This is a genomic window from Burkholderia sp. Z1, from assembly GCF_014893795.1.
GTDB classification, from domain to species: domain Bacteria; phylum Pseudomonadota; class Gammaproteobacteria; order Burkholderiales; family Burkholderiaceae; genus Burkholderia; species Burkholderia theae.
The window spans coordinates 1540455-1567309 of sequence record NZ_JACFYL010000001.1 but is presented as its reverse complement, the minus strand read 5'-3'; the positions used below and the strand labels follow the sequence as shown (position 1 = coordinate 1567309).

Annotated in this window: 27 protein-coding genes; 10 read left to right on the top strand and 17 right to left on the bottom strand. The window is 68.8% G+C overall.

Features of this window, described 5'->3' with window-relative positions:
- Positions 1-29: 29 nt before the first annotated feature.
- The 4 genes from H3H55_RS07300 to H3H55_RS07285 are packed head-to-tail and all read right to left on the bottom strand — an operon-like array spanning position 30 to position 4319.
- A complete protein-coding gene (locus H3H55_RS07300; protein ID WP_193098157.1) occupies positions 30-482 on the bottom strand; it encodes a hypothetical protein in 453 nt (150 codons plus the stop codon).
- Positions 482-1888, bottom strand: coding sequence for a phosphatase PAP2/dual specificity phosphatase family protein (locus H3H55_RS07295; RefSeq protein WP_193098156.1), 1407 nt, complete (start codon positions 1886-1888; stop codon positions 482-484). Before H3H55_RS07295 ends, H3H55_RS07300 begins: the two co-directional genes overlap by 1 nt.
- Positions 1885-3654 (bottom strand): bifunctional alpha/beta hydrolase/class I SAM-dependent methyltransferase, encoded by a 1770-nt coding sequence (locus H3H55_RS07290; RefSeq protein ID WP_193098155.1) that lies wholly within the window; start codon positions 3652-3654, stop codon positions 1885-1887. The genes H3H55_RS07295 and H3H55_RS07290 overlap by 4 nt, the downstream gene beginning before the upstream one ends.
- A 59-nt stretch (positions 3655-3713) precedes the next feature.
- Entirely contained in the window at positions 3714-4319 is a 606-nt protein-coding gene (locus H3H55_RS07285; protein WP_048244220.1) for a CDP-alcohol phosphatidyltransferase family protein, read from the bottom strand.
- A 123-nt stretch (positions 4320-4442) separates the two neighbouring features.
- On the opposite strand from H3H55_RS07285, the gene H3H55_RS37250 reads away from it, so the two are divergent.
- The 3 genes from H3H55_RS37250 to H3H55_RS07270 all read left to right on the top strand — a co-directional run bounded on the left by H3H55_RS37250 (position 4443) and on the right by H3H55_RS07270 (position 6367).
- A complete protein-coding gene (locus H3H55_RS37250; protein WP_226799969.1) occupies positions 4443-4673 on the top strand; it encodes a hypothetical protein in 231 nt (76 codons plus the stop codon).
- A gap of 96 nt (positions 4674-4769) precedes the next feature.
- Positions 4770-5402: a lysophospholipid acyltransferase family protein gene (locus H3H55_RS07275; RefSeq protein ID WP_048244222.1), complete on the top strand. Its 633-nt coding sequence runs from the start codon at positions 4770-4772 to the stop codon at positions 5400-5402.
- A gap of 35 nt (positions 5403-5437) precedes the next feature.
- Positions 5438-6367, top strand: coding sequence for a phosphatidate cytidylyltransferase (locus H3H55_RS07270; RefSeq protein ID WP_193098154.1), 930 nt, complete (start codon positions 5438-5440; stop codon positions 6365-6367).
- A 42-nt stretch (positions 6368-6409) separates the two neighbouring features.
- On the opposite strand, the gene H3H55_RS07265 is transcribed toward H3H55_RS07270, so the two are convergent.
- Complete coding sequence (locus tag H3H55_RS07265) at positions 6410-7234, bottom strand: topoisomerase IV (protein WP_193098153.1); 825 nt, start codon at positions 7232-7234, stop codon at positions 6410-6412.
- Positions 7235-7295: 61 nt separating this feature from the next.
- Complete coding sequence (locus H3H55_RS07260) at positions 7296-8051, bottom strand: hypothetical protein (RefSeq protein ID WP_226799967.1); 756 nt, start codon at positions 8049-8051, stop codon at positions 7296-7298.
- A gap of 121 nt (positions 8052-8172) precedes the next feature.
- Between H3H55_RS07260 and H3H55_RS07255 the strand changes: the two genes are divergently transcribed.
- Together H3H55_RS07255 and H3H55_RS07250 are read left to right on the top strand one after the other, a co-directional pair.
- Entirely contained in the window at positions 8173-8970 is a 798-nt protein-coding gene (locus H3H55_RS07255) for a response regulator transcription factor (protein WP_193098152.1), read from the top strand.
- Positions 8971-9161: 191 nt separating this feature from the next.
- The gene (locus H3H55_RS07250) at positions 9162-9983 is read left to right on the top strand and encodes a carbon-nitrogen hydrolase family protein (protein ID WP_193098151.1); all 822 of its coding nucleotides are present in this window, start codon (positions 9162-9164) and stop codon (positions 9981-9983) included.
- Positions 9984-10011: 28 nt separating this feature from the next.
- Here H3H55_RS07250 and H3H55_RS07245 read toward each other — a convergent pair whose 3' ends face one another.
- The 3 genes from H3H55_RS07245 to H3H55_RS07235 are packed head-to-tail and all read right to left on the bottom strand — an operon-like array spanning position 10012 to position 13019.
- A complete protein-coding gene (locus H3H55_RS07245; RefSeq protein WP_193098150.1) occupies positions 10012-10323 on the bottom strand; it encodes a hypothetical protein in 312 nt (103 codons plus the stop codon).
- Positions 10323-11681 carry an acyclic terpene utilization AtuA family protein gene (locus H3H55_RS07240; RefSeq protein ID WP_193098149.1) on the bottom strand — a complete coding sequence of 453 codons (1359 nt, stop codon included), beginning with the start codon at positions 11679-11681 and terminating at the stop codon, positions 10323-10325. Before H3H55_RS07240 ends, H3H55_RS07245 begins: the two co-directional genes overlap by 1 nt.
- A 39-nt stretch (positions 11682-11720) precedes the next feature.
- Positions 11721-13019: a CitMHS family transporter gene (locus tag H3H55_RS07235; protein WP_193098148.1), complete on the bottom strand. Its 1299-nt coding sequence runs from the start codon at positions 13017-13019 to the stop codon at positions 11721-11723.
- Between the two features lie 97 nt (positions 13020-13116).
- On the opposite strand from H3H55_RS07235, the gene H3H55_RS07230 reads away from it, so the two are divergent.
- Positions 13117-14013, top strand: coding sequence for a LysR family transcriptional regulator (locus H3H55_RS07230; RefSeq protein ID WP_193098147.1), 897 nt, complete (start codon positions 13117-13119; stop codon positions 14011-14013).
- Positions 14014-14052: 39 nt separating this feature from the next.
- Here H3H55_RS07230 and H3H55_RS07225 read toward each other — a convergent pair whose 3' ends face one another.
- Positions 14053-14637, bottom strand: coding sequence for a flavin reductase family protein (locus H3H55_RS07225; protein ID WP_193098146.1), 585 nt, complete (start codon positions 14635-14637; stop codon positions 14053-14055).
- Positions 14638-14769: 132 nt separating this feature from the next.
- Positions 14770-15195 (bottom strand): VOC family protein, encoded by a 426-nt coding sequence (locus H3H55_RS07220; protein ID WP_059497887.1) that lies wholly within the window; start codon positions 15193-15195, stop codon positions 14770-14772.
- Between the two features lie 112 nt (positions 15196-15307).
- Here H3H55_RS07220 and H3H55_RS07215 point away from each other — a divergent pair, with 112 nt between their 5' ends.
- Positions 15308-16198 (top strand): LysR family transcriptional regulator, encoded by an 891-nt coding sequence (locus H3H55_RS07215; protein ID WP_193098145.1) that lies wholly within the window; start codon positions 15308-15310, stop codon positions 16196-16198.
- A gap of 34 nt (positions 16199-16232) precedes the next feature.
- On the opposite strand, the gene H3H55_RS07210 is transcribed toward H3H55_RS07215, so the two are convergent.
- Genes H3H55_RS07210 through H3H55_RS07195 form a run of 4 tightly spaced genes read right to left on the bottom strand, consistent with a single transcriptional unit; the run spans position 16233 to position 21189 of the window.
- The gene (locus tag H3H55_RS07210; protein ID WP_193098144.1) at positions 16233-17006 is read right to left on the bottom strand and encodes a hypothetical protein; all 774 of its coding nucleotides are present in this window, start codon (positions 17004-17006) and stop codon (positions 16233-16235) included.
- Between the two features lie 55 nt (positions 17007-17061).
- Entirely contained in the window at positions 17062-19635 is a 2574-nt protein-coding gene (locus H3H55_RS07205; RefSeq protein WP_193098143.1) for a TonB-dependent siderophore receptor, read from the bottom strand.
- Between the two features lie 54 nt (positions 19636-19689).
- The gene (locus H3H55_RS07200; protein ID WP_193098142.1) at positions 19690-20676 is read right to left on the bottom strand and encodes a FecR domain-containing protein; all 987 of its coding nucleotides are present in this window, start codon (positions 20674-20676) and stop codon (positions 19690-19692) included.
- A gap of 3 nt (positions 20677-20679) precedes the next feature.
- The gene (locus H3H55_RS07195; RefSeq protein ID WP_193098141.1) at positions 20680-21189 is read right to left on the bottom strand and encodes a sigma-70 family RNA polymerase sigma factor; all 510 of its coding nucleotides are present in this window, start codon (positions 21187-21189) and stop codon (positions 20680-20682) included.
- Positions 21190-21745: 556 nt separating this feature from the next.
- On the opposite strand from H3H55_RS07195, the gene H3H55_RS07190 reads away from it, so the two are divergent.
- Positions 21746-22981, top strand: coding sequence for a transglycosylase SLT domain-containing protein (locus tag H3H55_RS07190; protein ID WP_193098140.1), 1236 nt, complete (start codon positions 21746-21748; stop codon positions 22979-22981).
- A 168-nt stretch (positions 22982-23149) separates the two neighbouring features.
- Here H3H55_RS07190 and H3H55_RS07185 read toward each other — a convergent pair whose 3' ends face one another.
- On the bottom strand, positions 23150-23479 hold the full coding sequence (locus H3H55_RS07185) for a hypothetical protein (RefSeq protein ID WP_193098139.1): 330 nt from the start codon (positions 23477-23479) through the stop codon (positions 23150-23152).
- A 224-nt stretch (positions 23480-23703) separates the two neighbouring features.
- Positions 23704-24450, bottom strand: a complete 747-nt coding sequence (locus H3H55_RS07180; protein ID WP_193098138.1) for a MipA/OmpV family protein — start codon at positions 24448-24450, stop codon at positions 23704-23706.
- 245 nt (positions 24451-24695) lie between these two features.
- On the opposite strand from H3H55_RS07180, the gene H3H55_RS07175 reads away from it, so the two are divergent.
- Positions 24696-25421: a response regulator gene (locus H3H55_RS07175; protein ID WP_048244247.1), complete on the top strand. Its 726-nt coding sequence runs from the start codon at positions 24696-24698 to the stop codon at positions 25419-25421.
- Positions 25422-26798 (top strand): ATP-binding protein, encoded by a 1377-nt coding sequence (locus tag H3H55_RS07170; protein WP_226799965.1) that lies wholly within the window; start codon positions 25422-25424, stop codon positions 26796-26798. It abuts the gene before it with no gap.
- Positions 26799-26855 lie beyond the last annotated feature (57 nt).

Here is a 26855-nt window from a genome sequence, read left to right as displayed (position 1 = left end):
GGCCCGCCCGATCATCGCGTGAAGCGGCGTTAGCCGACCTGCGGCATCGCGATCGCGAGCCCGACCACGAGCCACTGCACGATCGCGACGAGCACGCCGGCCCGGCACAGCCCGACCGCGCCGCGCACGCGCGCGTCGAGCGCGCGCCCGGCCTTCCCTGCATCGATCCAGCCGAGATCGGCGAGCGCGCGGTCGAGCGCCGCGAGCCCGTCGTCGACCGGCGCATCGCCGGAGGCCGCCCGCGCAAGCGCGGCGAACAACCGGCGGTCGATCTCGATGCGCACCGCGTACCACAGCGCGGCGATCCCCGACCCCGTGCTGACGACGGCCAGCAGCACGCGGGCGATCGACGCCGGCGCCCAGCCCGCCGCGATCCACCAGCCCGCGCCCGCCGCGGCCAGCGCGGCCGCGATCGCCCACGCGCCCGCATCGAGCGCGCCGCGCGCGGCGGCAATCCTGAATGGCGTGGACGGATCGCGCATCACCCGCCTCCCGCGCCGCGACGGCGATCGATCCAGTGCTGCAGCACGGCCACGCCGTCGTCCGACCACACCGCGTGCGGCCGCACCGCGCGTACGGCGGCAAGCGCGTCGCGCGCATCGCCCAGCCCGCGCCGTGCCGCGAGCCACGCGGCCGCGCACAGCACGCTGCGCCCGTAGCCGAGCGCGCAGCAGACCAGCACGTCGCGCCCTTCCCCGTGCAGGCGCTCGAGCGCCGCGACGGCCTGCGCGAGCTGCACGGCGGTCGGCGCGACGAGATCGAGCTGCGGCACCGTCGCATATGCGAGCGACGCGTCGGCCGTCGCCCAGCGCGGCATCTCGGCGGTCAGGTCGACCAGCGCCGTGAAGCCGTGGCGCCGCACATCGCGCGTCGTCGGCGTACGGCCGATCGACACGCGCGCGTCGATCCGCACGGGCGCCGGCTGCCGGAACGTCCACAGCCGCGAATTGACGAATGCGCCGGCGATCGTCGGCGCGAGCAGCCAGCGGATGACGACCGGGAAACGCCCGTGCGCATCCTTCTGGAAGGCACCGGGCGCGCCGCGCCGGTAGATCCACGCGACGCACGCGAGCGCCAGCGCGACCCACCCCGCCGCCAGCGCCCAGCCCGGCGCGCGCGGCACGCACCACAGCGCCACGAGCGCAACCAGCGCCGCGCCGAGCGCATAACGACGCGCGAGCGCGCGGCCGGCCGCGCCCGGCGACGCATCGGCGCCCGGCAACCGGCCCGCGGCATCGCGCAGCGGAAACAGGAACAGCGCGAGACAACCGACGGCCGCACCGGTCGGCACGTCGATCGCATGATGCTGGTAGGTCGTCAGCACCGACACGCCGATCGCCGCGAACCACAGATGCAGCACGACGCGCGCGACTGTGCCGCGCAAGTGCTTCACATAAACGACCCACAACACGACGAGCAAGCCGATGTGCAGCGACGGCGCCTGGTTGAACGGCTTGTCGAAACCCATCAGCAGCGTGAACAGCGCACCAGCCACGCCGCCCGCGTCGGGCCGCTCGAAACCGAAGCGCAGCGGCCACGCGATGAAGCACACAACCGACACCAGTTGCACGGTCAGCAGCCGCTTCACGTGATCGAGCAGATCGGCGCGGCGCGTCCAGAAGAAGAACGACAGCGCGTACAGCAGGTCGATCGACCAGTACGGCACGATCGACCACGGCACGAACGGGATCGCATGCTCCCAGCCGAATGCGAACGTCGGCACCGCTGCGCGGCGCGCGGCGAGCCAGTTCGCGAAGCCGTACGTCGAGAAGAACACGGCGCCCATCACCGCGAGCCAGCCGAAGCGCAGCGCGAACGACGCGTCACGCGCACCGGCCGCCGACGCCTGCGCCGCCAGGCCGCGCGCGTCGCCGCCGAACTCGCTCATGACGCGTCGACCCGCTGCGCGAGACTGACCGTGAAGATGCCCATTTCGTCGATCCGCTGGTCGAGCTTGCGGAAGCCCGCGCGCGCGACGAGTTCGTCCATCTCGGCCTGCGAGCGGCGGCGCATCACCCAGGTCGCCTCGCCGCGGTGATTGTTCAGCGCCCGCGCGATGAATTCGAGCTGCGGATGCCACGGCTGCCCCGTATAGACGAGATAACCGCCGGGCGGCACGGCCTGCGCGAGCCCGCGCAGCGAGCGCTCGATCAGCGCGTTCTCGCCGAACAGTTCGTACAGGCCCGACACGATCGCCAGCGTCGGACGCGGTTCGAGCGTCGCGAGCGACGCTTCGTCGAACGCGTCGCCGCGCTCGAAGCGCGCGATCGGCTCCAGGCCGCGCTGCGCGATCAGCACGCGCCCGGCCTCGACGTTCGGCGGGCTGTAGTCGCGCAGCGTGATGTCGTCGGGCGCCGCGCCGTCGCGCTCGGCGGCCGTCGCGATCGCGTCGAGCACGTAGCGCCCGTGCCCGGCCGCGATATCGACGATCCGCACCGGCGTGCCGTGGCCGCGCAGGCGGCCGATCGCCGTGCCGATCAGTTCCTGCAGATGCACCTTGCGCTGGCGGATGCCGATCCAGCCCGGCGAATCGAGATACGTGCGGTCGATCAGCGCGCCGACGCCGAGCCGGCCCTGCGCGCGGTTGCGATACACGTAGTCGAGCGTCGAGCCCGAATCGAAGCCGAGCCGCAGCCCAAGCGCGATGCCGTCCGACAGCGCGCCGCCGGCTTTCAGGCCGGCCCGCGTGAGCGCCCAGTACGCCCGCGCGAACACGTTCGCGGGCGGCCGGCCGAGCGCCGCGTATTCGTCGTGGAACGCGCCGCGCCGGTCGGCGTCGGCGAGCGACACGCGCGGGCTCGGCGCATCGAACTCGCGCAGCACGAACGCGCGCAGCGGTGCGAGCGCCTGCGCGCGGTCGCGCTCGCCGAGCGTGTCGTGATAGAAGCCCGGCAGCACGATGCGCTCCTTGCGCGCCGCGCCGAGCCGTTCGAAGAAGCGGTCCTGTGGGCCGCGATGCACGACCCAGTCGGCGCCCGAGATCAGCAGTTGCGTCGGCACGGTGATCGCGGCCGCGTCGGCGACGATCCGCTTCGCGGTGTCGTGCAGGTCGAGCAGCATGTTGACCGCGATCGGCCGTGTGATCAGCGGATCGGACGCGTAGCTCGCGATCCGCTCGGGGTCGTGCGTGAGGAATTTCGGCTTCACGTAGCTGTTCACGTAGAACAGCCCGCGCAGCTTGTGCATCAACCGCAGCCCCGGTCGCGCGAACGGCACGTAGAGCTTGATGTGGAAGGCCGGCGACGCGACGACGAGGCAGCGGATCGGCGGCGCGTAGTCGTGTGCCCAGGTGGCCGCGAGCACCGCACCGACGCTCTGGGCGACCACGGCCATGTCCTCGATCGCGATGCCGTGCGTGTCGCGGATATGCTCGACGAAGGTCTGCAGGTCGCGCACCGACGCGGCCGCGCTCGGGCTGTAGCCGCGCGCGCCGGGCGAGCGGCCGTGGCCGCGCGCATCCCACGCGAAAAACGCGAAATCGGGCAGGTCGAGCTCGTCGACGAGGTGTGCGACGCGCGCCGAATGCTCGTGGCCGCGATGCAGCAGCACGATGGCGCCGCGGCAGCGCGGCCCGGTTGCGGGCCAGTGACGATAGAACAGCGTTTCGCCGTCGTGCGTGATGAAGTCGGCCTCACGGGCCGTGCGTGCGCTCATGCGATCTCTCTCGTTTCGTTATTCGAATCATGTGGCGCCGCCCTCCGGCGCCTCGTCGGTCAACCGCCCTTTTCGGCGATGCCGGCCTGCACGCGCCGCACCACCGTGACGATCGACAGCACGATCAGCAGGCGCCACAGCCACGCGGCGACGCTGCCGACCGGCAAACCGAAGCCGATCCACAGCGCGAACGCGCCGAGGGCCAGCGCGCGGTCGCTCTTGCCGAACGGGCCGTCGTAACGGCGGCTCGCGCCGACGAGCGGCCCGATCAGCCCCGCGCATTCGACGATCACCGCCGTCAGCGCGAACAGCCAGACGTCTGCCGGAGCGAACGCGGAAATGGCGAGGAACGGCAGCACGAGTGCGACATCGGACACGATGTCGCCCAGCTCGTTCAGGTACGCGCCGAGCGTGCTCTTCTGCCCGTGCTCGCGCGCGAGCATCCCGTCGATCGCGTTGAGCGCCATCCGCGCGAACAGCCACAGCGGGATCAGCAGGAACAGCGCGCGGGCGAATACGCCGAGCCCGGCGAGCGCGCCGACGACGATCGAGCCGCCCGCCGCGAACAGCGTGACCTGGTTGGCGGTGACGCCGCGTTCGGCGAGCGAATTCGCGAACGGGCGCAGACGGTCCTGGAATTTGGGTTTGAGTGCGTAGAGGCTCATCGTTTCGTATTCGTATTATTCGCGCGGCACAGTCGGACACGTTTCCCGCCACCCTGCCCCGGGCGGCGAAACGGCCTTCGTCGGCCTTCAATGGAAGGCCCCCATCGTCGCCGAGTGGCCCCGATGCGTCAAGCACGCACCCGCGGCGCCAATCTGGCATTTTTTACGGAAACTCGCGATAATCCGCTGGCCCGATCGCAGCGAGATCCATTCGAACTGCAAACGGGCACTCGTGCAACAGCCGATTATCCCGCCGCCGACCGGCGCATTCGCCGCGACGCAACAGCGTGTGACGGCGAACCGTCCGATTATCGCGGACCTGCGACAGGCAGCCACGAATTTGAAAAAATTTAAACAAGGGCCGTCCGGCGCGCATCCTGCCGCGCCGGCATTCCGGGGCCCCACCCGCCGCACATGCGGCCGGGCATGCAGGCAGGAGGCGCAGCGCCGATGAACATTCTCAACGTCTGGCAGCGCGACTTCCTGCTGTCCATCGTACGGCTCGTCGCCGGCGCGTATCCGGTCTGGCATCAGGCGCCGCCGTCACCGACGCAGAAGATCTACTTCTCGAACCACACGAGCCACATCGACACGCTCGCGATCCTCGCCGCGCTGCCGCGCAACGTGCGCGCGGTCGTGCGGCCGGTCGCCGCGCGCGACTACTGGGACAGCAGCGACATGAAGCGCCACATCGCGCAGAAGCTGCTGAACGTCGTGCTGATCGACCGCCACCGCGAATCCGGCGGCGACCCGCTCGAACCTGTGCGCGACGCATTGCGGCAAGGCCACTCGATCATCATCTTCCCGGAAGGCACGCGCGGCGCCGACGTGCTGCCGCAGCCGTTCAAGAGCGGGCTGTTCCATCTGGCGACCGAGTTCCCGAACGTCGCGCTCGCGCCCGTCTACCTCGAGAACCTGCAGCGCATCATGCCGAAGGGCGCGATCTGGCCCGTGCCGCTGATCTGCAAGGTGCACTTCGGCGCGAACGAAGCGCTCGGCGACCAGGAAGAAAAACCGACGTTCCTCGCCCGCATGCACGACGCGGTCGTCGCGCTCGCGCCGCCGCAGCGGCCGGCCGGCTGAACGCGGCGCCCTCCTTTCCTTTTCCGGATATCTCCATGCGAACTCTCTTCTGGGAACTGGTCGCGGGCGTCACGGGCGTGCTCGTCGTCGCCACCGTGATCGGTGCGATCCTCGGCGCGCGCAGCGGCGGCACGAGCTCGACCATCGTCAACCTGAACCAGCGCATCCGCGCGTGGTGGGCGATGATCGCGATCATGGCCATCGCGATCGGCCTCGGCAACAACGTCACGTATTTCGTGTTCGCGCTGCTGTCGTACCTGACGCTGCGCGAATTCATCACGCTCACGCCGACGACCGCGAGCGACCATACGACGCTCTTCATCGCGTTCTTCGTCGCGATCCCCGTGCAGTACCTGCTGCTCGGGATCAACTGGTACGGGATGTATTCGATCTTCGTGCCCGTGCACCTGTTCTTCGCGATGTCGCTCGTGTCCGCGCTCACGCAGGACACGCGCGATTTCCTGAGCCGCAACGCGAAAATCAACTGGGCGCTGATGGTGTGCGTGTACGGGCTGAGCCACGCGCCGGCCGTGCTGATCCTCGACATTCCGCACTACACCGGGCAGAACGCGCTGCTGCTGTTCTTCTTCCTGGTCGTCGTGCAGATCAGCGACGTGCTGCAGTACGTCGTCGGCAAGCTGTTCGGGCGCCGCAAGATCGCGCCGCAGCTGTCGCCGTCGAAGACGATCGAAGGCTTCATCGGCGGCGGCCTGCTCGCGACGCTGTGCGGCGCATCGCTGTATCGCGTGACGCCGTTCAGCTTCGGCGCGGCGTTCGGGATCTCGCTCGCGATCGTGATCGCGGGCTTCGTCGGCGGGCTCGTGCTGTCGGCCGTCAAGCGCTCGCTCGGCACGAAGGACTGGGGCTCGATGATCGCGGGCCACGGCGGCATGCTCGATCGCGTCGACTCGATCTGCTTCGCCGCGCCCGTGTTCTTCCACCTCGTGCGCTACCTGTACGTGTGATGCGCGGGCGGCGCAACGCCGCCCGTTCCCGCGCGCGAACGCTCAATACCCTTCGCGCAGCGCCTTCGGCACGATGTAGCGGCCGCGCGACGCGTCGAACTTCACCGTGTAGCGCGCGTGGAGGTCCTTGTCGCCGCGCGTGCCCGTTTCCGTGACCGTCAGCGGATAAACATCGCCGGTGCCTGTCGTGTCGGGCACGATCGTGAACGTGCGGCTTTCGCAATGCGACTTCGCGTTCCCGCAATCGAGCGATCCCGCATTGTCGAGCGTCTCGTTGATACGCGGCGCCGCTTCGACGATCCCATTGCCGAGCGGCAGCCAGATCGACCGGCTCGCCTGCGTGTAGCCCTGCAGCGTGATCCCGTCGCCGATGACGAACCCGAACAGATGCGGGCCGAGCCGTTCGATGCGCACCGTGCCCGGTTCGCCACGCTTGCCCGACGCGATGTCCGTCTTCTTCACGACCGGCTCGAGCGACTTGCCGTCCGGCGCCGGCTTCAGCACGTACAAATCGATCGTGCCGGCCGTGCCGTCCGAATCCATGCCGGGCGTCCCGTTCCGCACGGCTGCCTCGGTCTCGCCGCACATCGCGAGCAGGTACCGCGGGCCGTCAGCGGTCGTGACGCGCAGCGAGCCGCACGTCGAATAGATGACATCGTCCCCGTCCGCCTGCCAGCCCTTGCGGTCCGCGCGCCACTTGCCGTAGCTGTCGTGAATGAACGTCTGCAGCTGACGGTCGGCAGGGATCGAATCGGCCGCGTAGACGGGCGACAACGCGGAAAGCGCGGTGAGCACCGCGAGTGCGCCAAGTACGGCGAGCGAAGCCGCAATCGGCTTGAGACGTTTTTTCCGGTGCTGGACAGTCATGACGGGGTTCGATTCGGTTGGATTGGAACGGCGTGCGGCGAGTGGTAACTGGTGCACGCGATCAGGGTTGCCGGGGCGCGATGCCGGTGCCGTCCGGCTTCAGGCGCGCGGTTTGCACCCACCCTTCGGCGCTGCCGCGCGTGCGCGAATTCAGATAGACGACCGACGTGAAACGGCCGTATTCGGCCCGCGCATCGACGCGGTCGTGCTCGACGATGAACAGCCCGTCGATCCGACATGCGTCGTCCGGCGCGGAAAAGAACGGCAGACGCCCCTTGCCGGTCACGACGCGCCCCGCATCGCTGCCCATCACGACATCGCCCTGCGCTTGCGCACGGCGGTTCAGCGCGTCGCAATCCACGGCGCTGTGCACGGACGCGGCCGGCGCCGCACACGCCGACACGAAGCGCGACAGCGCGCGCCGGTCGATCGCCAGCACGTCCGGCCGGTCGGGATCGCGCGTGACGTCGAGCGCGCGCATCGCATGCGTATCGAGCGTCACCCAGCCGATCGTCGCTTCCTGGTTGGGCGTGCCCGGATGATCGGGCGTGACGAACAGGCGGATGCGGTAGACGTCGCCGTCACGCTCGTCCACGTCGGCACGGATCGCACGCCGGTCCATCGCGGGCTGCCGCAGCGCCGGCACGATCAGTTGCGTCAATTGCTCGCTGCATGACGCCGGCGGCGCGGCGACGGCCGACTGCGCGGCCACCGCGCCCAGACACGCCAGCGCGACGCGCACGGCAACGGTCGCGAACCGGCGCCGCGGCACGGCCTCGCCATTCGCGCCGGCCGGCGTTACGATCTCGTTCTTCATTCCAGGATCCGGTGATGCGCGCGGCCCCTGCCGCGCGTGCGGAAACGTGCCCGCGAGCCCGTAGCGTACACGCACCGCGCGGCATCGCAAACGCATCGGCCGGCCCGACACGGACACACGCATGAACCTCACGTTGCAGGACGTCGCATGGCACCGGTCGGTCGGACGGCTCATCGAGTCGCTCGACCAGCCGGGCTTCTGGTTGTCGCTGATCCGGCTGATCGAGGAATACGTCGAGGTCGACAGCTGGGTCGCGCTGATGTTCGGCGACGGCCGCCCGCAGGTGTTCGCCGAATGCCCGTACGAAGGCGGCGGCCCCGACCCGCTGTACCGCGATTACGTGCAGGGCCTGTACCTGCTGGATCCGTTCTACATCGCGAACCGCGACGCGCCGAAGAGCGGCCTGTTCCGGCTGTCCGACGTCGCGCCCGAGTGCTTTCGCGACACCGAGTACTACACGCTCTATTTCACGCACAACGTCGTCGAGGACGAGGTGCAGTTCAACGTCGTGCTCGACGACACGCGCACGCTGTGCCTGTCGCTCGGCAGCAAGCGGCGCTTCAGCCCGGAACAGGTGGCCTTGCTCGACCTGGTGCGGCCGTGGGTGGCTGGATTGATGCGCCAGCGCCTCGCGTACGAGCGCACGCCCGCCGAACCCGCACCGCCGCGCCGGGCCGGTGCCGGCGCGCAGGATGGCTTCGAGCACGCGATGGCGCGGCTCGGCACGCCGCTCACCGCGCGCGAGCTCGACGTGATCCGGCTGATCCTGAGCGGCCGCTCGAACAAGGAAGTCGCGAACAAGCTGGCAATTTCGGCGGAAACGGTCAAGGTGCACCGGCGCAACATCTACGCGAAGCTCGCGATCAATTCGCAGTCGGAGCTGTTTTCGCTGTTCCTGAAGGCGCAGACCGATGGATGATGCGCAGCGCCGTCGCATCACGGCTTCGACGCGCGCATCGCGCGCCGGGACGAGCGCCTGTCGCGAGTTCAATACCCCCGACGGGTTAACGCATCGGCGGGATGGGAAACCGTAAGGATCGGCGCATACTAGGCCCTGTTTCCAACCGCTCCGCCGCGTGCCGCGACGGGCCACTGCCACCGAATTCGCCCATGAAACTGAAGCTCGACATCGTCCAGCTCGCCGGCCGCGACGGCGACACGCACTACAACCTGCAGCGCACGCTCGACGCGATCGCGACCTGCGCGCCCGGCACCGACATCGTGATGTTTCCGGAAGCGCAGCTCACGGGCTTCCTCGATCCGTCCAATCTCGCCGAAGTCGCCGAACCGCTCGACGGCCCGAGCATCGCTGCGGTCATCGCGGCCGCGCGGGCGCGCGACGTCGCCGTCGTGGTCGGACTGATCGAGAACGATGGCGGGCGCTTCTACAACACGACCGCGTTCGTCACGCCGGACGGCATCGCGCTGCGCTATCGCAAGACGCATCTGTGGGTGAGCGAGCACGGCGTCGTGCTGCCCGGCGATCGTTACGCGACCGTCGAATGGCGCGGCGTGCGGATCGGCCTGCTGATCTGCTACGACAGCGAATTCCCGGAAACCGGCCGTGCGCTGGCCGCGCTCGGCGCGCAGCTGATCCTCGTGACCGACGGCAACATGGAGCCGTACCGCTATGTCCACCGCACGTCGGCATCGGCGCGCGCGATGGAGAACCAGGTGTTCGCGGTGGTGGCCAACCGCGTCGGCGACAGCGCGCACGACGTCGTGTTCGCGGGCGGCAGCCTCGCGGTCGATCCGTTCGGCAACGTGATCTTCGAAGCCGGCAACACCGAATCGCGTCACGCGGTCGAACTCGATTTCGACCAGGTCGCCGCGTCGCGCGCGGTCTACGACTATCGAAAGGATCAGCGCCTGCACCTCGCCGGCGAACGCATCGAGCACGCGGAAGGCCTTCGCGAGCTGCTGATTCCGTAAGCGCTCGCCCCGGGGGCGGCGCCATCCGTCACGCCGGGTCGGGCACGTCGATCGCCAGCAGCGCCGAACTGACCGACTTGCCATGCGCATCGAGTGCAAGCGAGCGCGTCACGCCGCCGCCGAGCGCGTCGCGCATCACGAAGTTGAACGCGCCGAGCGCCGGCAACTCGTAACGCACGACGTCGCCGTGCACGATGCCCGCGAGCCATGCCTTCACCGCATCCGCATCCAGATGCGCGCGCAGATGGTCGTAATGATGCGGATCGCGGCAGATAACCGATACGTTCAGCGTATTGCCCTTGTCGCCGGTGCGCGCATGCGCGAGTTCACGCAGTTGCATCAAACCTCCACGAATGAAAACGACGGCGTCACGGCCGCGCGCGGCAGCAGCACCGACTGCACGGCGATCACCTCGCGCGTCGACTTGAACGCGCCGCCGCCGCCGGCCGGCCCGTTCGTATAAAGCGTCTCGACTTCATTGCCGATCCGCGCCGCTTCGTCGGCGCTCGCCGCGCGGCCGGCCACCCGCACCCGCACCTCGGCCGGCTCGCCGCGCACGGCCGGCGTCGCGTCCCCATACAGCGAATCGACGCCGATCAGGTCGAAGCGCAATTCGGTCGCCGCGACGCCGGTCAGCGCGAGCCGCTCGCGGACGATGTCGAGCGCGAGACGCGCGCGCTGCAGTGCGCCCGGGCCGCCGTACGAGATCTGGCCTTCGCCGATGTAGCCGTCGACATAAGCCACCGACACCTTCAGCGTATCGGGCCGCGCGCTACCGTGCCCGCCCGTCACGCGCACGCGGTCCGGCGCCTCCTCGGCGACCGCGACCCGCGTGAAATCCGCGACGACGTCGGGCTGCAAGTAGCGCGCCGGATCGTGAATCTCGTAGAGCAGTTGTTCCTTGCAGGTCGCCGCGCTCACGCGGCCGCCCGCGTGCGGCACCTTCGTGATCACGACCGCGCCGTCGGCCGCGACTTCGCCGATCGGGAACCCGAGCCGCGCGAGGTTCGGCACGTCCTTGTAGCCGGGATCGGCGAAATAACCGCCCGTCACCTGCCCCGCGCATTCGAGCAGATGGCCGACGACCGTCGCCTGCCCGAGCGTGTCCCAGTCGTCCATCCGCCAGCCGAACGCGTGAATCAGCGGCGCGGCGAACAGCGACGGATCGGCGACGCGCCCGGTCAGCACGACGTCCGCGCCGGCCGCAAGCGCATCGACGATCGGCGCGGCGCCGAGGTACGCGTTCGCGGACACGATGCGGTCGCGATACGCGGCGACTGCGTCGCCCGATTCCTCGAAACGGAACGCGCCGCGCAGCACGACGTCGAGCACGTCGTCGCCTTCGACCGCCGCGATTTTCAGCCCCGCGATGCCGAGCGATTGCGCGATCCGTGCGGTACGCTGCGCGGCCGCACGCGGGTTCGCCGCGCCCATGTTCGACACGATGCGCACGCCCTTCGGCACGGCGACCGGCAGCACGGCGCGCATCCGCGCATCGAGCAGCGGATCGTAGCCGAGCGCCGGGTCCTTGCGCCGTGCCTGCTGCGCGATCGCGATCGTGCGCTCGGCCAGGCATTCGAAGACGAGATAGTCGAGCTGGCCATGTTCGGCGAGTTCGACCGCGGGCTCGATCCGGTCGCCCGAGTAGCCGGCGCCCGCGCCGATGCGCACGCGCCGTTCAGGTTGCGTTGATGTCATGTCCATACCGTCGTCCGGCGGTTACGCCGTCGGGAAAGATCAAAAAATGCCCAGCACGACGCACGCGATCGTCATCACGATCGAGGCGCCGAACAGCAGCGGGAACGTGAATTTCTGGTGCTCGGCCAGCTCGATGCCGCACAGGCCGACGACGAGGAACGTCGCGGGCGTCAGCGGGCTGACCGGAAACCCGGTCGTCATCTGGCCGAGCAGCGCGGCCTGCCCGACCTGCACGGCCGGCACGCCGAGCTGGCCGGCCACCTCCGCGATCACGGGCAGCACGCCGAAGTAGAACGAATCGGGATCGAACAGCATGCTGAGCGGCATCGACGCGAAACCGAGCACCACCGGGATGTGGCCGGCCATCGACGGCGGCACGAAGCCGACCGCCGCCTGCGCCATCGCCTTCAGCATCCCGCTGCCCTGCATGATCCCGGTGAACACGCCGGCCGCGAGCAGGATGCCGGCCATCATCAGCGCGGCGCGCGCATGCGCGTCGATCCGCTTCCTCTGCATGTCGACGTCCGGGTAATTCACCATCAGCGCGATGCACAGCCCGACCATGAACATGATCGCGGGCGGGATCTTCTCGCCCATCACGACCATCGTGCCGAGCACGACGAACGTCAGCACGAGGTTGAACCAGAACAGGTGCGGCCGGCGCAGCGCCTGCTCGTCGGGCGTCAGCTCGCGCTTCGGCAGCGGGATCGACGCAGCGTCGCGCGACAAGCCGAGCCGCTTCTCCTCGCGCCGCCCGAGCCAGTACGCGACGCCGAACACGAACACGAGCCCGATCGCCTGCACCGGGATCAGCGGGTTGAACAGCGCCGACACCGGCAGGTGCAGCGACGCCGACGCGCGAATCATCGGCCCCGTCCACGGCAGGAAGTTGATGCCCGCGGCCATCGACACCGCGGCGGCCAGCACGCGCCGGTCCATCTTCAGCCGGTCGTACAGCGGCAGCACGGCCGGAATCGTCACAAGAAAACAAACGGCGCCCGAGCCGTCGAGATGGATCAGCAGCGCGAGCAGCGTCGTGCCCATCACGATGCGCGTCGGCCGCGTGCCGACCGCGCGCAGGATGCGGTCGATGATCGGGTCAAGCGTGCCGGCATCGGTGATCGTGCCGAAATACAGGATCGCGAATACGAACATCCCGACGACGGGCGCGAGGCCCTTCAGCCCGTCGATGACGAACTTGCTGGTGTGCAGCCCGAAGCCGCCGATCAGCGACGCGGCGATCGGCACGATGATCAGCGCGACGAGCGGCGACATCCGCTTCGACAGAATCGCGGCCAGCAGCACGACGATCGTGCCAAGCCCGAGTAACGGCAGCATCCGTGTCTCCTACCTTGTCTTTTGTTGGAGACGAGCGTAAGGTCGGCGCAGCGATAGCACAATTGAAATGATTTGATCGCAGCAATCACGAACCGTTATGGATCTGAATCTCCGCGACATCCGCGCGTTCGTCACCGTCGCGCACGCCGGCAACTTCACGCGTGCGGCCGCGCGCCTGCACCTGTCGCAGCCGGCGCTGACCGTGCAGATCCGCCGGCTCGAGGAAATCGTCGGCGCGCGGCTGTTCGACCGCAACAGCCGCAGCGTCGCGCTCACGCAGACGGGACGCGAGCTGCTGCCGCTGCTGCAGCGCTCGCTCGACGACATGGAACGCGTGCTGCGCGATGCGCGCGCGCTCGGCGAAGGCACGAGCGGCACGGTGCGGCTCGCGTGCCTGCCGACCTTCGCGTCCAGCGTGCTGCCGGAGCTGATCCAGTCGTTCCGGCGCGATGTGCCGCGCGCGGGCTTCGAGATCCGCGACGGCGTCGCGAGCCTTGTCACCGCGCTCGTGCGCAACGAGGAAGCCGATCTCGGGCTGACGGGCGGCGACGCGTTCGATGCATCGCTGGAAGTGCTGTATGCGGGCGCCGACCGGCTCGTCGCCGTGTGCCCGAAAGACCATCCGCTCGCGCGCAAGCGCCGCGTGACCACCGCCGACGTCGCCAGCGTGCCGCTGGTGCTGACCGCGCAGGGCACGAGCGTGCGCAGCGTCGTCGATGCCGCGCTGGACGCGGCCGGCTACACGCCCGACATCGCGTGCGAGCCGACCTACATGATGACGGCGGTCGCGATGGTGCGCGGCGGCCTCGGCGTGACGATCCTGCCCGCGACTGCGCGCGAGGTGCGCGCCGAGCCCGAGCTGGTCGCGAAGCCGATCGACGATCCCGCATTCGTGCGGCCGATCGCGCTCGTCACGAAGCGCGGACGCACGCTGCCGCGCGTCGCGCAGGCATTCGCCGAAGCGATGCTGGCGGAATTGAAAAGGCGCGCGTGAGCCGCGCGCCCGGAGCGGAACAGGAAGATCGCGTGACGCTTACGGTGCGTCCGGATCGACGTGCAGCGATTCGCCGATCGCATAGAAATTGCCGCCCGCGATGTAGTGCAGGCTGCGCAGCGCGGGATCGGCCGATTCGAAATACCAGTGGCCATCGCGGAACACCCGCGTGTCGGACCACGCGCCGACCACTTCGCCAATGAACAAATCGTAGGTCTGCTGGTTGTGCGGTTCGGGAATCAGCTTGCAGGCGAGCCAGCCCGAGCATCCGGCGACGAACGGCAGGTCGTGGCCGTCGACGTCGAACAGCGTGACGCCCGCTTCGCGCAGCTTGTCGGGCCGCTCCGCGAGACTGTGGCTGCCGACCGCGTGCGTGAGCTGCAGCTGCGCGGCCGTCGGCACCTGGATCACGAACGTGCCGCTGCGCTCGACGAGCTCGCGCGTCTTCGCGGACTTGTCGAGCACGACCGTCAGCTTCGGCGGCAAGAAATCCAGCGCGCACGCCCAAGCCGCGGCCATCACGTTGTCGACGCCGTCGTGGCGGGCCGACACGAGCACGGTCGGCCCGTGGTTGAGGAGACGGTAGGCTTTCTTCAGCTCCACCGGAGCGATATGACTGTCCATACGGGTTCCTTGGAGAACGGCGCGCACGGACGGAAGCCATGCGGCGCGGCACCGGCCGGCGCGCGTGCGCGCTGCCCGGCCGAAGGCCGCATTCTCGCACCCAATTTCAATCGGCGCTGACGGCCCCGCGCGTCACTTCGCGAACAGCTGGCCGATGTCGCGGAACGCCTTGAACTCGAGCGCATTGCCGCACGGATCGAACAGGAACATCGTCGCCTGTTCGCCGACCTGCCCCTGGAACCGCACGTACGGCTCGATCACGAACGTCACGCCGAACGACCGCAGCCGCTCGGCCAGCGCTTCCCAGCTCGCCCAGTCGAGCACGATCCCGAAGTGTGGCACCGGCACGTCGTGACCGTCGACCGCATTCGTATGCGCGCCTTCCTGCGACGCGGTCTTCGGATGCTCATGGATCACGAGCTGGTGTCCGTAGAAGTCGAAGTCGACCCATTGCGCGCTCGAACGCCCCTCTTCCAGCCCGAATACACGGCCGTAGAAATCGCGCGCGGCCGCCAGGTCGTAGACCGGAATCGCCAGGTGAAACGGGGAAAGACTCATGGTTGCCTCGTGAAGAAACACGCGCATGGCGCGCGGATCGCACCATGGTAGACAACGCCACGCAAAAATTAAATCAATATATAGTTTTGCAATTCACAAACGGAATTGATCAATGATCCGCGAGCTGAAAACCCTCGTCGCCGTCGCCCGGGAAGGTACGTTCGCCGCGGCCGGCAACCGTATCGGGCTGACGCAGGCCGCCGTGAGCGCGCAGATGCAGCGTCTCGAAGCCGAACTCGGCTTCGCGCTGTTCGACCGGCAAGGCCGCTCGGCGCGTCTCAACGAGATGGGCCATCACGTGCTCGACCAGGCGCAGGCGCTGATCGGCCTGTACGAGAACCTGAGCTCGACCGCGCCCGGCTCGCCGGCCGCCGTGCGCGTGACGATCGGCGCGATCGCGTCGGTGCAGAGCGCGCTGCTGCCGGCCGCGCTGGCCGATTTCCATCGCCGCCATCCCGGCTGCCGGACGCGCGTGATACCGGGGCTGTCGATCGAGCTGGTGAACCGGGTCGACGCGGGCGAGATCGACATGGCCGCGATCATCCGGCCGCCGTTTTCGCTGCAGAGCGACCTGCACTGGACGACGCTCGCGCAGGAACCGTTCCGGCTGATCGTGCCGCGTGGCGTGAAGGGCAAGGACTGGGCCGAGCTGCTCGCGACCGAGCCGTTCGTCCGCTACGACCGCGCATCGTTCGGCGGCCGCCAGGTCGATCGTTTCCTGCGGAAGATGCACATCGCGGTGCGCGACACCTGCGAACTCGACGAGCTCGACGCGATCGTCAAGCTGGTCGAGAACGGCGTCGGCATCGCGATCGTGCCGCAGACCGCCGTGTATCGCCGCTGGCCGGCTGGCGTGCGCGCGCTCGACCTCGGGCACCACACGTTCCACCGCGACATCGGGCTCGTGCATCGCGCGCGGCGCACGATGTCGGAACCGGCGCAGATGCTGGCCCGGTTGATCGAAGCCGCGTCTCAACGAAGCGCGCCGCCGCAGGCGGCCTGACGCGCACGCCCGGCGACGCGGTTGCCCTAGCCGATCAGCGCCGCCCGGCCGCCCAGTCGACGGCCGCGTCGAACAGCGCGACGCCGGCCGGTGACAGGTTCACGAACGTGTCGTTGTCGAGGAAGAACATCACGCGGCGCGCCGGCGCGAGCGCTTCGTAGTCCATCGTCGCGCCCTTCTCGTACGCGAAGATCGCGGCCTTGTCGGGCTGGCCGTACACGGTCGCGATCGTGATCGCGCCGAGCCCCGGTTTGCCCCAGCTCATCGGCGCCTGCTTGCCGTACACGTTCGTCGCGCCGGCCGGCAGCCCGGCCGAGATCGGATGCGGCGCATTGACGAGCCACAGATAGCGCTCCTTGCCCGTTTCGCCGAAGTCGACGTCGTGACGCTTGCCCGTCATCGCGAGATCGTCGAGCAGGTCGTTTTCCCACGTCACGAGCGGCTTGTCGAGCGTGCGCCAGCCGGGCCGCACGTTCTTCGAGGACACCGTCGACGAGATCACGACCAGGTCGGCATCGCGCGCCGCGTCGGGGCTGGCCGACTCGTCGATCAGGCGCACCGCGTAACCACGCTCGCCGAGATGCTGGACGATGCGTTCGTCGACCTTCAGGTTCGGGCCGCGCAACTGCACGAGCATCGCGACCCGCGTGACGGCCTGCGGCGCATCGGCTGCAAGCGCGGTGGCGGGAACCCCCGCGCCCAGGCCCATGCCCAGTGCGAGCACCGAGCCCACGATCGCGCGCAACACGCGGCGCCGCGCGCCGGCGGCCATGGCGCGCACGGCGCCGGTCTTCATCTTCCGGTTCATCTGGAGCTTCTCCGAAGCCGCGCGCCGTTGGATCGGCCACGCGGCGATTGCGTGGTCAGAACTGCAGCGTGGTCAGCAGCGACACCTGTCGCGCATCGCCGATCGCGACGAAGTAGCGGTTCGCGCTCGACGGGTAATACGTGCGGTTGAACAGGTTCTTCACGTTGAGCTGGAACGACAGCTTCTGCTTGCCGATCCGCGTGTCGTAGGTGGCGAACGCGTCGGCGAGCACGTACGACGGCAGCGTGAAGCTGTTCGCCGAATCGCCGGGCCGCGCGCCGACGTAGCGCGCCGCCGCGCCGATGCGCAGGTCGTCGCCGCCGACCAGCGTGCCGACGTCGTAGACGGCCGCGAGCGACGCCGTGTGCCGCGCGACATTCCACAGCTGGTTGCCCGCGTACAACGGATCCTCGGTCGTCTTCGCATCGATGTACGCATAACTCGCGATCACGTTCACGCGTTCCCCGATCTTGCCCGACAGATCGAGCTCGACGCCGCGCGAGCGCGCCTTGCCCGACGTGCGCCAGTCGGTCAGTTTCGTCGCGTCGTTGTACTGCGACACGAGCACGTTCTTCTTGTCGATGTTGAACAGCGCGAGCGTGCCCGTCATCCCACCCGGCAGGTCGAGCTTGCCGCCCACCTCCCACGCGGTCGCTTCCTCGGGCGGCGTCGCGCCGTCGATGATGTAGCCCGTCATCGGCGCGATCGACGACGACGGCTTCAGCGATTGCGAATAGCTGCCGTACAGCGAGAACGACTCGGTCCACTTGTAGACGACGCCCGCACGCGGCAGCCACTTCGAGCCGCTGAGGTCGGTGTTCGCCTTGAACGGCCGGCCGCGCCCCGCGACCTGGTTGTACGTGATGTAGCGCAAGCCGCCCGACACGATCCACTTGTCGGTCAGGTGGATCGTGTCCTGGACGAACGCCGACGCATCGTGCAGCGTGTCGGTCTGGTCGCTGTCGCTCGCGGACACGGTACTCGACGGCGGCAGCAGCCCGTACACCGGGTCGATATAGCTGAACGGCGTCTTCACGGCCTGTCGCAGCATGTCCTTGCGGTAGATGCGGCGGTACTCGCTGTCGAAGCCGATCTGCACGTCGTGGCGCATCCCCGCGAGCGTCAGCTTGCCGTTCACGTAGCCGATCCCGTAGCTGTCGGTGCTGAGCGAGCCGTGTGTCGCATCGTTGCTGCGCGACAGCGTGCCCTTCTCCGGATCGACGCCCGTCGTGCGCAACTGGTTCGCGTCGTAGGTTTCGCGGTTGTAGCTGTAGCCGAGATGCGCGCTCCAGTCCGCGTTGAACTGGTGATCGACGCTCAGCTGCGCGAGATGCGATTCACCGTCCATGTTGTTGAACGGCTCGTCGAGTCGCCGCCGCGCGGGAATGTCGAGCGGCACGTTGGTACGCGGGTCGAGCGCGGTGCCGCGATCGAACGGCGAATGGAATTGGCGGTACTCGTAGGACACGACGACCTGCGTATCGCGGCCGTACCACGCGAGCGACGGCGCGACGAAGGTCTGGCGGTTTTCGCCGAAGTTGCGCCAGTACTGCTCGTTCGACTGGTCGACGATCAGCCGGTATGCGAGCCGTGAATCGCCGACCGGCCCCGTCGAGTCGAACGTCGCGCTGCCGCCGTTCTTGCCGTGCCCGAACGTCGACGCGCCGAGCGAAATCGCGTTGTAGCGCGTGAGCTGCGGCTGCTTGCTGACGACGTTGACGACGCCGCCCGGATCCATCAGCCCGTACAGCAGCGACGTCGGCCCCTTGAGCACTTCGACGCTATCGACCGCCGCGTTGAACGAACGCCCCTGCACGATCGGCATCCCGTTGTGCATGATCGAGCCGTCGCGGTTGCCGCCGAAACCGCGCTTCATGATGGTGTCCTGCGTGCCCGCGAGCGTGTTGCCCTGCGTGATGCCGCTCACGTTGCCGAGCGCGTCGTCGAGATTGCGCGGACGCTGGTCGCGCAGCACTTGCGCGGGCACGATGTTGACGGCCTGCGCGGTGTCGAGCAGCGGGATGTCCGAACGCAGCACGCCCGCTTCCTTCGGCGGCCGGTAGCTTTCGGCGCGCAGCGCGGTGCTGCGCACGTTGATCGCCGGCAGCTCGGCCGCCGCCGCGCCGGTTGCCGCAGGCTGCGCGGCCGAGCCGTTCGTGCGCATCAGCGTGTAGCCGCCGCCCGGCTGGCGCAGCGCGACGAGCCCGGTGCCCGCCAGCACGCGGTCGAGCGCGCCGTCGACGTCGAACCGGCCGTGCACGCCGCCGCTCGTCAGGCCGGCCGTCAGCTCGGCCGGGAACGCGAGCAGGATGCCCGCATCGCGCCCGAACCGGTTCAGCGTCGCTTCGAGCGGGCCGGCCGGAATGTCGAACGCGCGACGCGACGCGCGCTGCGCGGCGGGTGCCGCATCGGGGTCGGTGTCGGCCAGCGCGGGCAGCGGCAGCAGCGCCGACAGCAGGACGGCGCCGGCCAGCCGGCGCGCAAGGCGGCCCGGCGCGGCGGGCGCGGCCGGGCGCGATGCGCGCGGCAGATGACGGGCGGGCGCCGGACGGCGCCGATACGTGAGACGGATGGAAACCATGATCGGGGAGTCGGTGGACGATGGGCCAGTGCTGCTTTCACTACCCATGTCACGCGAACATCGAGAAACAGCTCAGGTCGGCGAAAGTTTTTTTCGACGTGCTCACGAACGGGCCGGCACGACCGTCACCCAGTAGCGCGTCAGGTAGTCGACGTCGATCGGCAGCGTCGCCTTCAAGGTGTCGAGCACGCGCGCGGGATCGTCGAGCGGATAAGTGCCTGACACGCGCAGGTCGGCCACGGCCGCATCGCAGCGCAGGCTGCCGCGGCGATAACGATCGAGCTCGGCGACGAGGTCGGCCAGCCGCATGCGCGATGCGACGAGCATGCCGCCCGTCCACGCGGACGCATACGCATCGAGCGGCGCCGGCGCGCCGATCGCGTCGCGCGTGAACGACGCGCCCTCGCCGGCCGCGATCACGCGCGTGCCGGCCGCCGCATCGGCCGGCTGCACGCGCACGGCACCGGCGAACACCTCGACGCGCGTCGCGCCGTCGCGCTGCCGTACCGCGAAGCGTGTGCCGAGCGGTTGCAGCTCGCCTTGCGCGGTCGCGACGACGAGCGGCCGCGCGGGCACGCGATCGTCGTGGCCGCTCGTCACCATGATCGTGCCGCGCAGCAGGCGCAGGCGGCGCGCCGCGCCGTCGAAGCGCACGTCGAGCGCCGTGTCGGTATCGAGCACGACGACCGTGCGATCCGCGAGCGTCACCGTGCGCCGCTCGCCGACCGCCGTGCGCAGGTCGGCCGGCCAGATCGCGGCGCGCCGCACCGGATCGGCCATCCACGCGGCGCCACCCGCGAACAGCAGCACGCCCAGCGTCTTTACGGCCGCGCGGCGGCGGCCCGCACGCGGCGGCAGCAGCGCCGCGTGCGCGGCCTGCGTGTCGAGTCCGGCCGTCAGCCGGCCGAACCGGCCCTGCATCGCTTCGATATGACGCCAGGCCGCGTCGTGCGCCGGATCCTCGGCGCGCCAGCGCGCGAGCGCGGCGGCGAACGCGTCGTCCGTGCGGCCGGCCTGCCGGTCGACCCACCATTCGACCGCGCGACGCGCGACCTGCGGCGGCACCGCCGGCGCTCCCGGGGCGGCCATCGATCAGGCCGCCATCGCGAAGAAGCACTGCGTGCCGGCCTTCACGAGATAACGCTTCACCGTCGCGAGCGACACGCCGAGTTCGCGCGCGATCTCGGCCTGCGTGAGTCCGTCGAGCTGCGCGAGCAGGAACGCGCGCTTCGCCGCGAGCGGCAACCCGTCAAGCAGCCGGTCGATTTCGAGCAGCGTCTCGAGCACGACGGCCCGCTCTTCCGGCGACGGCGCAACCGCCTCGGGCCGTTGCGCGAGCACGTCGAGATACGCGCGCTCGATCTGCTCGCGCCGCCAGTGGTTGCTCAGCACGCGCTGCGCGACCGTCGTCAGAAACGCGCGCGGCTCGTCGGCGCCGATCGGCTCGTCGCGCGCGAGCAGGCGCATGAACGTGTCGTGCGCCAGATCGGCCGCGCGGTGCGCGCAACCGAGCTTGCGGCTCAGCCAGCCGCGCAGCCACGCGTGGTGGCCGACATAGAGGGCGTCGATTTCTCGATGGAGAGACAGCTTGTCAGCGGACATGGCCGGGTTCCGGGATGCGCAGGCGTCGGCAATTTTGTAAATGAGAATGATTATTATATACAAAAGCGGGCCGGCGACCGGGGTTTCGGTGCACGGCGGCTACGGTCGGTCACGCAGACGGCGCACCGGAACCAGGATGCATGACGAAGCCGCCATGACTTCGCGGGGCCCGGACGGCGCGCCGCGCGGCCGGTCGAAACCGCGCTTGTCGACCCGGCGGTTTCGGCCGCTCTTTTTATCGCCTTTATCGGTCCGATCGTAAAATTACCGGGCGATTTCCGTCCTGTTCCATTCACCGCCGCTTTCCCGGTGCAACTGACGCGATGCGTCAGTTTTCCGAACACCTCACTGCATCGACATACGCGCGGAATGCCGGCCATTTTTACCGACCAAGCTTCACAGCAACCGGTGATCCGGCGCGATAAAAATGCATGGCGAACTGATGGGCAAATGCAAAGGAAAGTTTGACGCGAGCCATTTGTCTGCTCGCTATGGCAAACTTCGCGTCTCGCGTAATTTCCTTGCACCGGGCGCCCGGATTCAGCCCCATCCTGCCATGCCGCGTCATACCACCCGTTCGATCAGCCGCGAAACGCTGAAAGTCGCCTCGACGATTGCCATGTCGTGTGCGCTGCACGGCGTCGCGCGGGCCGATTGCCTCGACGACGCGGCCGCGTTCCAGCACGTGAGCGTCGCGCTGATGCGCGGCATCGCGCAGGTCGAATCGGGGATGAATCCGAATGCCGTCAACACCAATACGAACGGCACGGTCGACATCGGCCTGATGCAGATCAACAGCACGTGGCTGCCGACGCTCGCGCGCGAAGGCATCACGCAGCAGAGCCTGTTCGATCCGTGCACGAACGCGTATGTCGGCGCGTGGATCCTGTCGCAGAACATCCGCCAGCTCGGTCCCAACTGGAACGCGATCGGCGCGTACAACTCCGCGTCGCCCGACAAGCGCCTCGCGTATGCGCGCAAGGTCTATGATGCAATCCGGACCATGCCGGATTCGCCGGATACTCCCATGCCCATCCTTCCGCCCTCCTTTACGCCACCGCAGCAGCAACAGGCGTACAACCCGTTCGCGAGCCTGAGCGTGTCCGCGCCGCCGGTCACGCGCGCGCGCACGATCTCGCCGGCCGCACCGCCTCCGCCGCCGCCGCAGGGCGGACCCGCCGGCCCGGCCGGCACGTACAACTTCGGATGGACGGTCACGGGTGCGGACCAGGCGAAGCCGACCCAGGTGTTCGACGACGGCGCGCGCATCTACGTGCAGTTCAGCGACATGAAGCACGTGCCGGCGATCTTCACCGAGACGTCGGCCGGGCGCGTGCTGATGTCGTGGGAGCTGCAGTTTCCGTATGCCGTTGTGACACGTCCCGCGCAAACGTTAATCTTCCAGCTCGGGCCGTTCGAGGCGCGCGCGCAGCGTGGCGCGGCCGGTACTGCAGGGATGAACGCGCAGGCCGGTACGGCCGCGCAGCGTCCGGGAACGGCAGGCTCGCCGACGGCTGCGGCCGCTGCGTCGAAGAAGTCCGCCGATGCGGGGACGAATACCGCGGCCAATACGGCGACAAAGCGCACGGCATCGACCGATGCGCTCTGGTATCTGAACACGCCGTCGACGTCCGGATCGGGATCGAATGCGGCATCGCCGTCGACAGCGAATATTCCCGCCACGCTGCCGACCGCCGTCACGTCGAACACGCCGCCCGCCGCGCCGGTTCCGGCGCCTGCGGCTCAGCCTTCGCGCGTCAGCACGGACGCGCTGTGGTACATCTCGAAGTAACGCGTACGCGATCGCACGCATTGCGCGGCGATCATTTCTCCACGGCCCGCGGCAACTCGGGCGCGTTCATTCCGCCCGCTGCAGTTCAGCCGTGTCGTTCTTCCTGAAATACATGCGCAGATAACGCGACGTCGACGACTCCGGCTGCGGAATCGTCGTGTCGCTCGATCACCCGCGCCGCACCCAGATCACCTTGCCGTCGCGAATGCCGAGATTGCGGCGTTCCTCACGGTAATCCATCGTGCCGGGCAACGCCTTGCCGTCGCGCTCGAGCACGCGCCACAGGCAGCCGTCCAGTTGCGCCGCCGCATCGGCTTCGGTCTTGCCGACCAGCGCATCGTCCGGCCCCGCATCCGCCTTGCATGCCTGCGACGCGCCCGCCTGCCCGCCATTCGCCGGCACGCTGCCCGCGTTCGTGTTGTTCCCGCTCATGTCCGCACATCCCGCAAACGTTGCGCTCGCAACCAGTGCCATCGTCATCGCGATCGATTTCTTCATCGGTCTCTCCTTTTCGCGCCCGGCGGAGCATGTGCGGCGTCCCTGGCCGACCGGGCGTTGCATGCATGATCGGTGCCGCGCGTCGCTCGCCGTTTCCGGACGGATGCCGGCAAGCGAACTGCAGCCTCGCACGCGCCGGCCACGCCGATTCGGCGCGCCGGAGCCGCCTGCATGTTACCGCACGCTGCCTCGCGTGACGGCGCGTGCATGCCACGACAACCCGCTCAGAACTTGTAGGTCACGCCCGCGATGCCGAAGTAGTTGCTGCGCGACTGGACGATCGGGCTGTCGCCGTAACGGCCAAGCAGCCGCGTGACGCCGCCGGTCGCGAGCACCGACCAGTGCTGCGACAGGGTCCAGTTCCACGCGACCGCCATCGATGCGCTGTCGATCCCGCCGCTCGTCGAATACGGCCGGAACCGGCTCGTCATCGACTGTGCATCGGTCACGCCGTAGAACGTCTGCGTATAGCGTCCCGAACCCGCATGCACGGTGCCCGTCACGACGATCTCGTGCTGTGAGGTCTTGAGCACCGGCACCGCGAGATCCATGTGCCCCGATACGCCGCGCGACGTATGCGTCACCGGCGAGTCGATCGTGACGCTCAGTTCCGCCGCATTGAACAGCGTCACGCCCGCGCGCACGCCGACGAGCACCGAGCCCGGAATCCGGCCCATGCCCTTCAGGTAGTCGGAGCCCGGCAGGTCGAAGCGGTTCTCGTCCGCGCGGCCTGCGTCGTAGCTCACGGCCGCCGACACGAACGCGCCGTGCGGCAGATCCAGCCGGTAGCCGGCGCCCTGCGTGGTGTCGATGAAAAAGCCGTTGCCGAACTTGGCGGAAAACGACGGCGCGACCACGCCGCGATACTGATTGCTGCCCTGGTAGCGCGGTGCGAACCCGCCGCCGAGGGACAGCGAATACTGGTTTTCCGCGTGGGCGGCGGCGGCGAGGGTCAGGCCGGCGAGCGGCATGCAATAGCGGTAGCGGCGGAGTAATGGGCGCACAATATTGAGATAAGAGTGACGGAGCCCGCAGTCTAGGTGCCGCCCTGCGCCAAGACTGTCCAGAATCTGCGGAGAATCTGTGCTCAATTGTGTTCGATTGTCCGCGATTGTCGCCCTGCTCCCCCGGCCTCCGGTGCGCCGGATAGAATTCGCGTGCCGCGCCGCGCTCCGGTCTGCCGGGTACGAGATGGCGCGTGCGTCTCGAGGAGAATATGAACGAAGATCCGCTCAAATACCGTGTACTGCTGATCGAGGACGACGACCGGCTCGCGCAGCTCGTTCGCGAGTACCTCGACGGTTATGAATTCGCGGTCACGGTCGTGCGGCGCGGCGACCTCGCCGTCGCGGCGGTGCGCGAGCACCAGCCGGCCCTCGTGATACTCGACCTGATGCTGCCGAATCTCGACGGGATGGAAGTCTGCCGGCGCATCCGCGCGTTCACCAACGTCCCCGTGCTGATCCTGACCGCGCGCCTGGACGTCTACGACCAGGTCGCGGGCCTCGAGACCGGCGCCGACGACTACGTGACGAAGCCGATCGAGCCGCGCGTGCTCGTCGCGCGCGCCCGCGCGCTGTTGCGCCGCGCGCAGCCGGCCGCCGCGGATGCGCCCGTTGCACCACCCGAGGCGCTCGTATTCGGCGAACTGGTGATCTCGCCGCCGAACCGCACCGTCACGTGGCGCGGCGAGCCGGTCGACCTGAAGACCGCCGAATTCAACCTGCTGCTGATCCTCGCGCGCGCGGCCGGCACCGTGCTGAGCCGCGACGACATCCTGAAGCAATTGCGCGGCATCGAGTTCGACGGGCTCGACCGCTCGGTCGATTCCGGCATCTCGAAGCTGCGCCGCCGCTTCGAGGATGCTTCATCGGAGCCGCACAAGATCAAGACGATCTGGGGCCGCGGCTACCTGTTCAGCCCTTCCGCGTGGGACGAATAAATGCTGCGTCCGTTGATCAGGCTGTACCTCGTCGTGATCCTGTTCGTCATCGCGGCGATCATGTTCATCCAGCTGTCGTTCGACCGGATCTTCTACGAGCGCACCGCGCAGGCGCAGCGCGACTCGCTGACGACCTACGCGTTCGTGCTCAACGACTACCTCGAACGCCATCCGGGCGGGCAGCGCGAGCTCGCGCTGCGGGAGCTTGCGAAGCACGGCAACGAAGGGTTCGGTTTCATGTCGATGGCCGCCGCCCGCGCGCAACTGAGCGGCACGCCGCTGCGCGATCTCGATGCCGGCAAGATCGCGATCAGCTACAACAGCAAGGATTACTACATGCCGCTCGCGGACGGCACGGTGCTGCATGCACGGCCGGTCGAAGCGTCCGATCTCGACATCAGGATCTATGCGTACCTGCTGCTCGCGATCAGCACGCTGTTCGCGGTGGTGCTGTGGATTCACTATCACTGGCGCGACCTGCGCAAGCTGCAGGACGCCGCACGTGCATTCGGCGCCGGCATGCTGTCGACGCGCGTGAAGCTGTCGGGCAAGTCGAACATCGACGAGCTGTCGCAGCAGTTCAACGACATGGCCGAGCGCATCGAGGCGTCGATCAAGCAGCAGCGCGAAATGATGCACGGCATCTCGCATGAGCTGAAGACGCCGCTTGCGCGGCTCGAATTCGGGCTCGCGCTGCTCGCCGAGCCCGACGAATCGGCGCGGATGCGCGAACGCCGCGACGCGCTGCGGCGCGACGTGCGCGAACTCGACGAACTCGTCACCGAGCTGCTGACGATCGGCCGGCTCGAACAGGGTGCGAGCCAGCTCGCGCCGATGGAAGTCGTCGTCGATGCGCTGATCGACAGCGTCGCCGGCAACGTCGCGAACGACATCGCCGATCGCGGCGTCACGCTCGACGTGTCGACGTTCGGCGCGCCCGCGACCCACGTGTGCGATCCGAAGCTCGTCGCCCGCGCGTTGCTGAACCTGATCCGCAACAGCGCGCGTTACGCGCAGCACACGGTGGTGCTGGCCGCGGTCACCGACCGGTCCGGCGCACTCGTGCTGAGCGTCGACGACGATGGCCCCGGCATTCCGGTCGCCGAACGCGCCCGCGTGTTCGAACCGTTCCAGCGGCTCGACTCGAGCCGCGACCGGCAGACCGGCGGCTTCGGGCTCGGGCTCGCGATCGTGCGGCGCGTCGCGCAGGTGCACGGCGGCGACGTGCGGCTCGAGGATTCGCCGCTCGGCGGCGCACGCTTCGTGATCACGTTGCCCGCGCGCGCACTGCCGGACAGCCTCTTCGACGTGGCCGGCACCATCGTGCACACCGATGCGCTCGGCGACGGCACGCGCACGGCCACGCCGCCGCGATGAATTGCGCGGCGGGCCACGCCCCGCCCTCGCCTGACGGCTTGCCGCCGGCGCGTGCAC

What these genes read in the sequence shown, in the direction of transcription:
- H3H55_RS07235 (WP_193098148.1), bottom strand. Translation starts at nt 13,019, where the DNA reads ATGCTGCCGTTACTCGGGCTTGGCACGATCGTCGTGCTGCTGGCCGCG.
- H3H55_RS07195 (WP_193098141.1), bottom strand. Translation starts at nt 21,189, where the DNA reads ATGTCCGCTGACAAGCTGTCTCTCCATCGAGAAATCGACGCCCTCTAT.
- H3H55_RS07190 (WP_193098140.1), top strand. Translation starts at nt 21,746, where the DNA reads ATGCCGCGTCATACCACCCGTTCGATCAGCCGCGAAACGCTGAAAGTC.
- H3H55_RS37250 (WP_226799969.1), top strand. Translation starts at nt 4,443, where the DNA reads ATGCGTCAAGCACGCACCCGCGGCGCCAATCTGGCATTTTTTACGGAA.
- H3H55_RS07230 (WP_193098147.1), top strand. Translation starts at nt 13,117, where the DNA reads ATGGATCTGAATCTCCGCGACATCCGCGCGTTCGTCACCGTCGCGCAC.
- H3H55_RS07175 (WP_048244247.1), top strand. Translation starts at nt 24,696, where the DNA reads ATGAACGAAGATCCGCTCAAATACCGTGTACTGCTGATCGAGGACGAC.
- H3H55_RS07245 (WP_193098150.1), bottom strand. Translation starts at nt 10,323, where the DNA reads ATGCAACTGCGTGAACTCGCGCATGCGCGCACCGGCGACAAGGGCAAT.
- H3H55_RS07270 (WP_193098154.1), top strand. Translation starts at nt 5,438, where the DNA reads ATGCGAACTCTCTTCTGGGAACTGGTCGCGGGCGTCACGGGCGTGCTC.
- H3H55_RS07265 (WP_193098153.1), bottom strand. Translation starts at nt 7,234, where the DNA reads ATGACTGTCCAGCACCGGAAAAAACGTCTCAAGCCGATTGCGGCTTCG.
- H3H55_RS07240 (WP_193098149.1), bottom strand. Translation starts at nt 11,681, where the DNA reads ATGACATCAACGCAACCTGAACGGCGCGTGCGCATCGGCGCGGGCGCC.
- H3H55_RS07185 (WP_193098139.1), bottom strand. Translation starts at nt 23,479, where the DNA reads ATGAAGAAATCGATCGCGATGACGATGGCACTGGTTGCGAGCGCAACG.
- H3H55_RS07295 (WP_193098156.1), bottom strand. Translation starts at nt 1,888, where the DNA reads ATGAGCGAGTTCGGCGGCGACGCGCGCGGCCTGGCGGCGCAGGCGTCG.
- H3H55_RS07200 (WP_193098142.1), bottom strand. Translation starts at nt 20,676, where the DNA reads ATGGCCGCCCCGGGAGCGCCGGCGGTGCCGCCGCAGGTCGCGCGTCGC.
- H3H55_RS07255 (WP_193098152.1), top strand. Translation starts at nt 8,173, where the DNA reads ATGAACCTCACGTTGCAGGACGTCGCATGGCACCGGTCGGTCGGACGG.
- H3H55_RS07180 (WP_193098138.1), bottom strand. Translation starts at nt 24,450, where the DNA reads ATGCCGCTCGCCGGCCTGACCCTCGCCGCCGCCGCCCACGCGGAAAAC.
- H3H55_RS07225 (WP_193098146.1), bottom strand. Translation starts at nt 14,637, where the DNA reads ATGGACAGTCATATCGCTCCGGTGGAGCTGAAGAAAGCCTACCGTCTC.
- H3H55_RS07215 (WP_193098145.1), top strand. Translation starts at nt 15,308, where the DNA reads ATGATCCGCGAGCTGAAAACCCTCGTCGCCGTCGCCCGGGAAGGTACG.
- H3H55_RS07260 (WP_226799967.1), bottom strand. Translation starts at nt 8,051, where the DNA reads ATGAAGAACGAGATCGTAACGCCGGCCGGCGCGAATGGCGAGGCCGTG.
- H3H55_RS07275 (WP_048244222.1), top strand. Translation starts at nt 4,770, where the DNA reads ATGAACATTCTCAACGTCTGGCAGCGCGACTTCCTGCTGTCCATCGTA.
- H3H55_RS07220 (WP_059497887.1), bottom strand. Translation starts at nt 15,195, where the DNA reads ATGAGTCTTTCCCCGTTTCACCTGGCGATTCCGGTCTACGACCTGGCG.
- H3H55_RS07205 (WP_193098143.1), bottom strand. Translation starts at nt 19,635, where the DNA reads ATGGGTAGTGAAAGCAGCACTGGCCCATCGTCCACCGACTCCCCGATC.
- H3H55_RS07170 (WP_226799965.1), top strand. Translation starts at nt 25,422, where the DNA reads ATGCTGCGTCCGTTGATCAGGCTGTACCTCGTCGTGATCCTGTTCGTC.
- H3H55_RS07300 (WP_193098157.1), bottom strand. Translation starts at nt 482, where the DNA reads ATGCGCGATCCGTCCACGCCATTCAGGATTGCCGCCGCGCGCGGCGCG.
- H3H55_RS07290 (WP_193098155.1), bottom strand. Translation starts at nt 3,654, where the DNA reads ATGAGCGCACGCACGGCCCGTGAGGCCGACTTCATCACGCACGACGGC.
- H3H55_RS07210 (WP_193098144.1), bottom strand. Translation starts at nt 17,006, where the DNA reads ATGAACCGGAAGATGAAGACCGGCGCCGTGCGCGCCATGGCCGCCGGC.
- H3H55_RS07250 (WP_193098151.1), top strand. Translation starts at nt 9,162, where the DNA reads ATGAAACTGAAGCTCGACATCGTCCAGCTCGCCGGCCGCGACGGCGAC.
- H3H55_RS07285 (WP_048244220.1), bottom strand. Translation starts at nt 4,319, where the DNA reads ATGAGCCTCTACGCACTCAAACCCAAATTCCAGGACCGTCTGCGCCCG.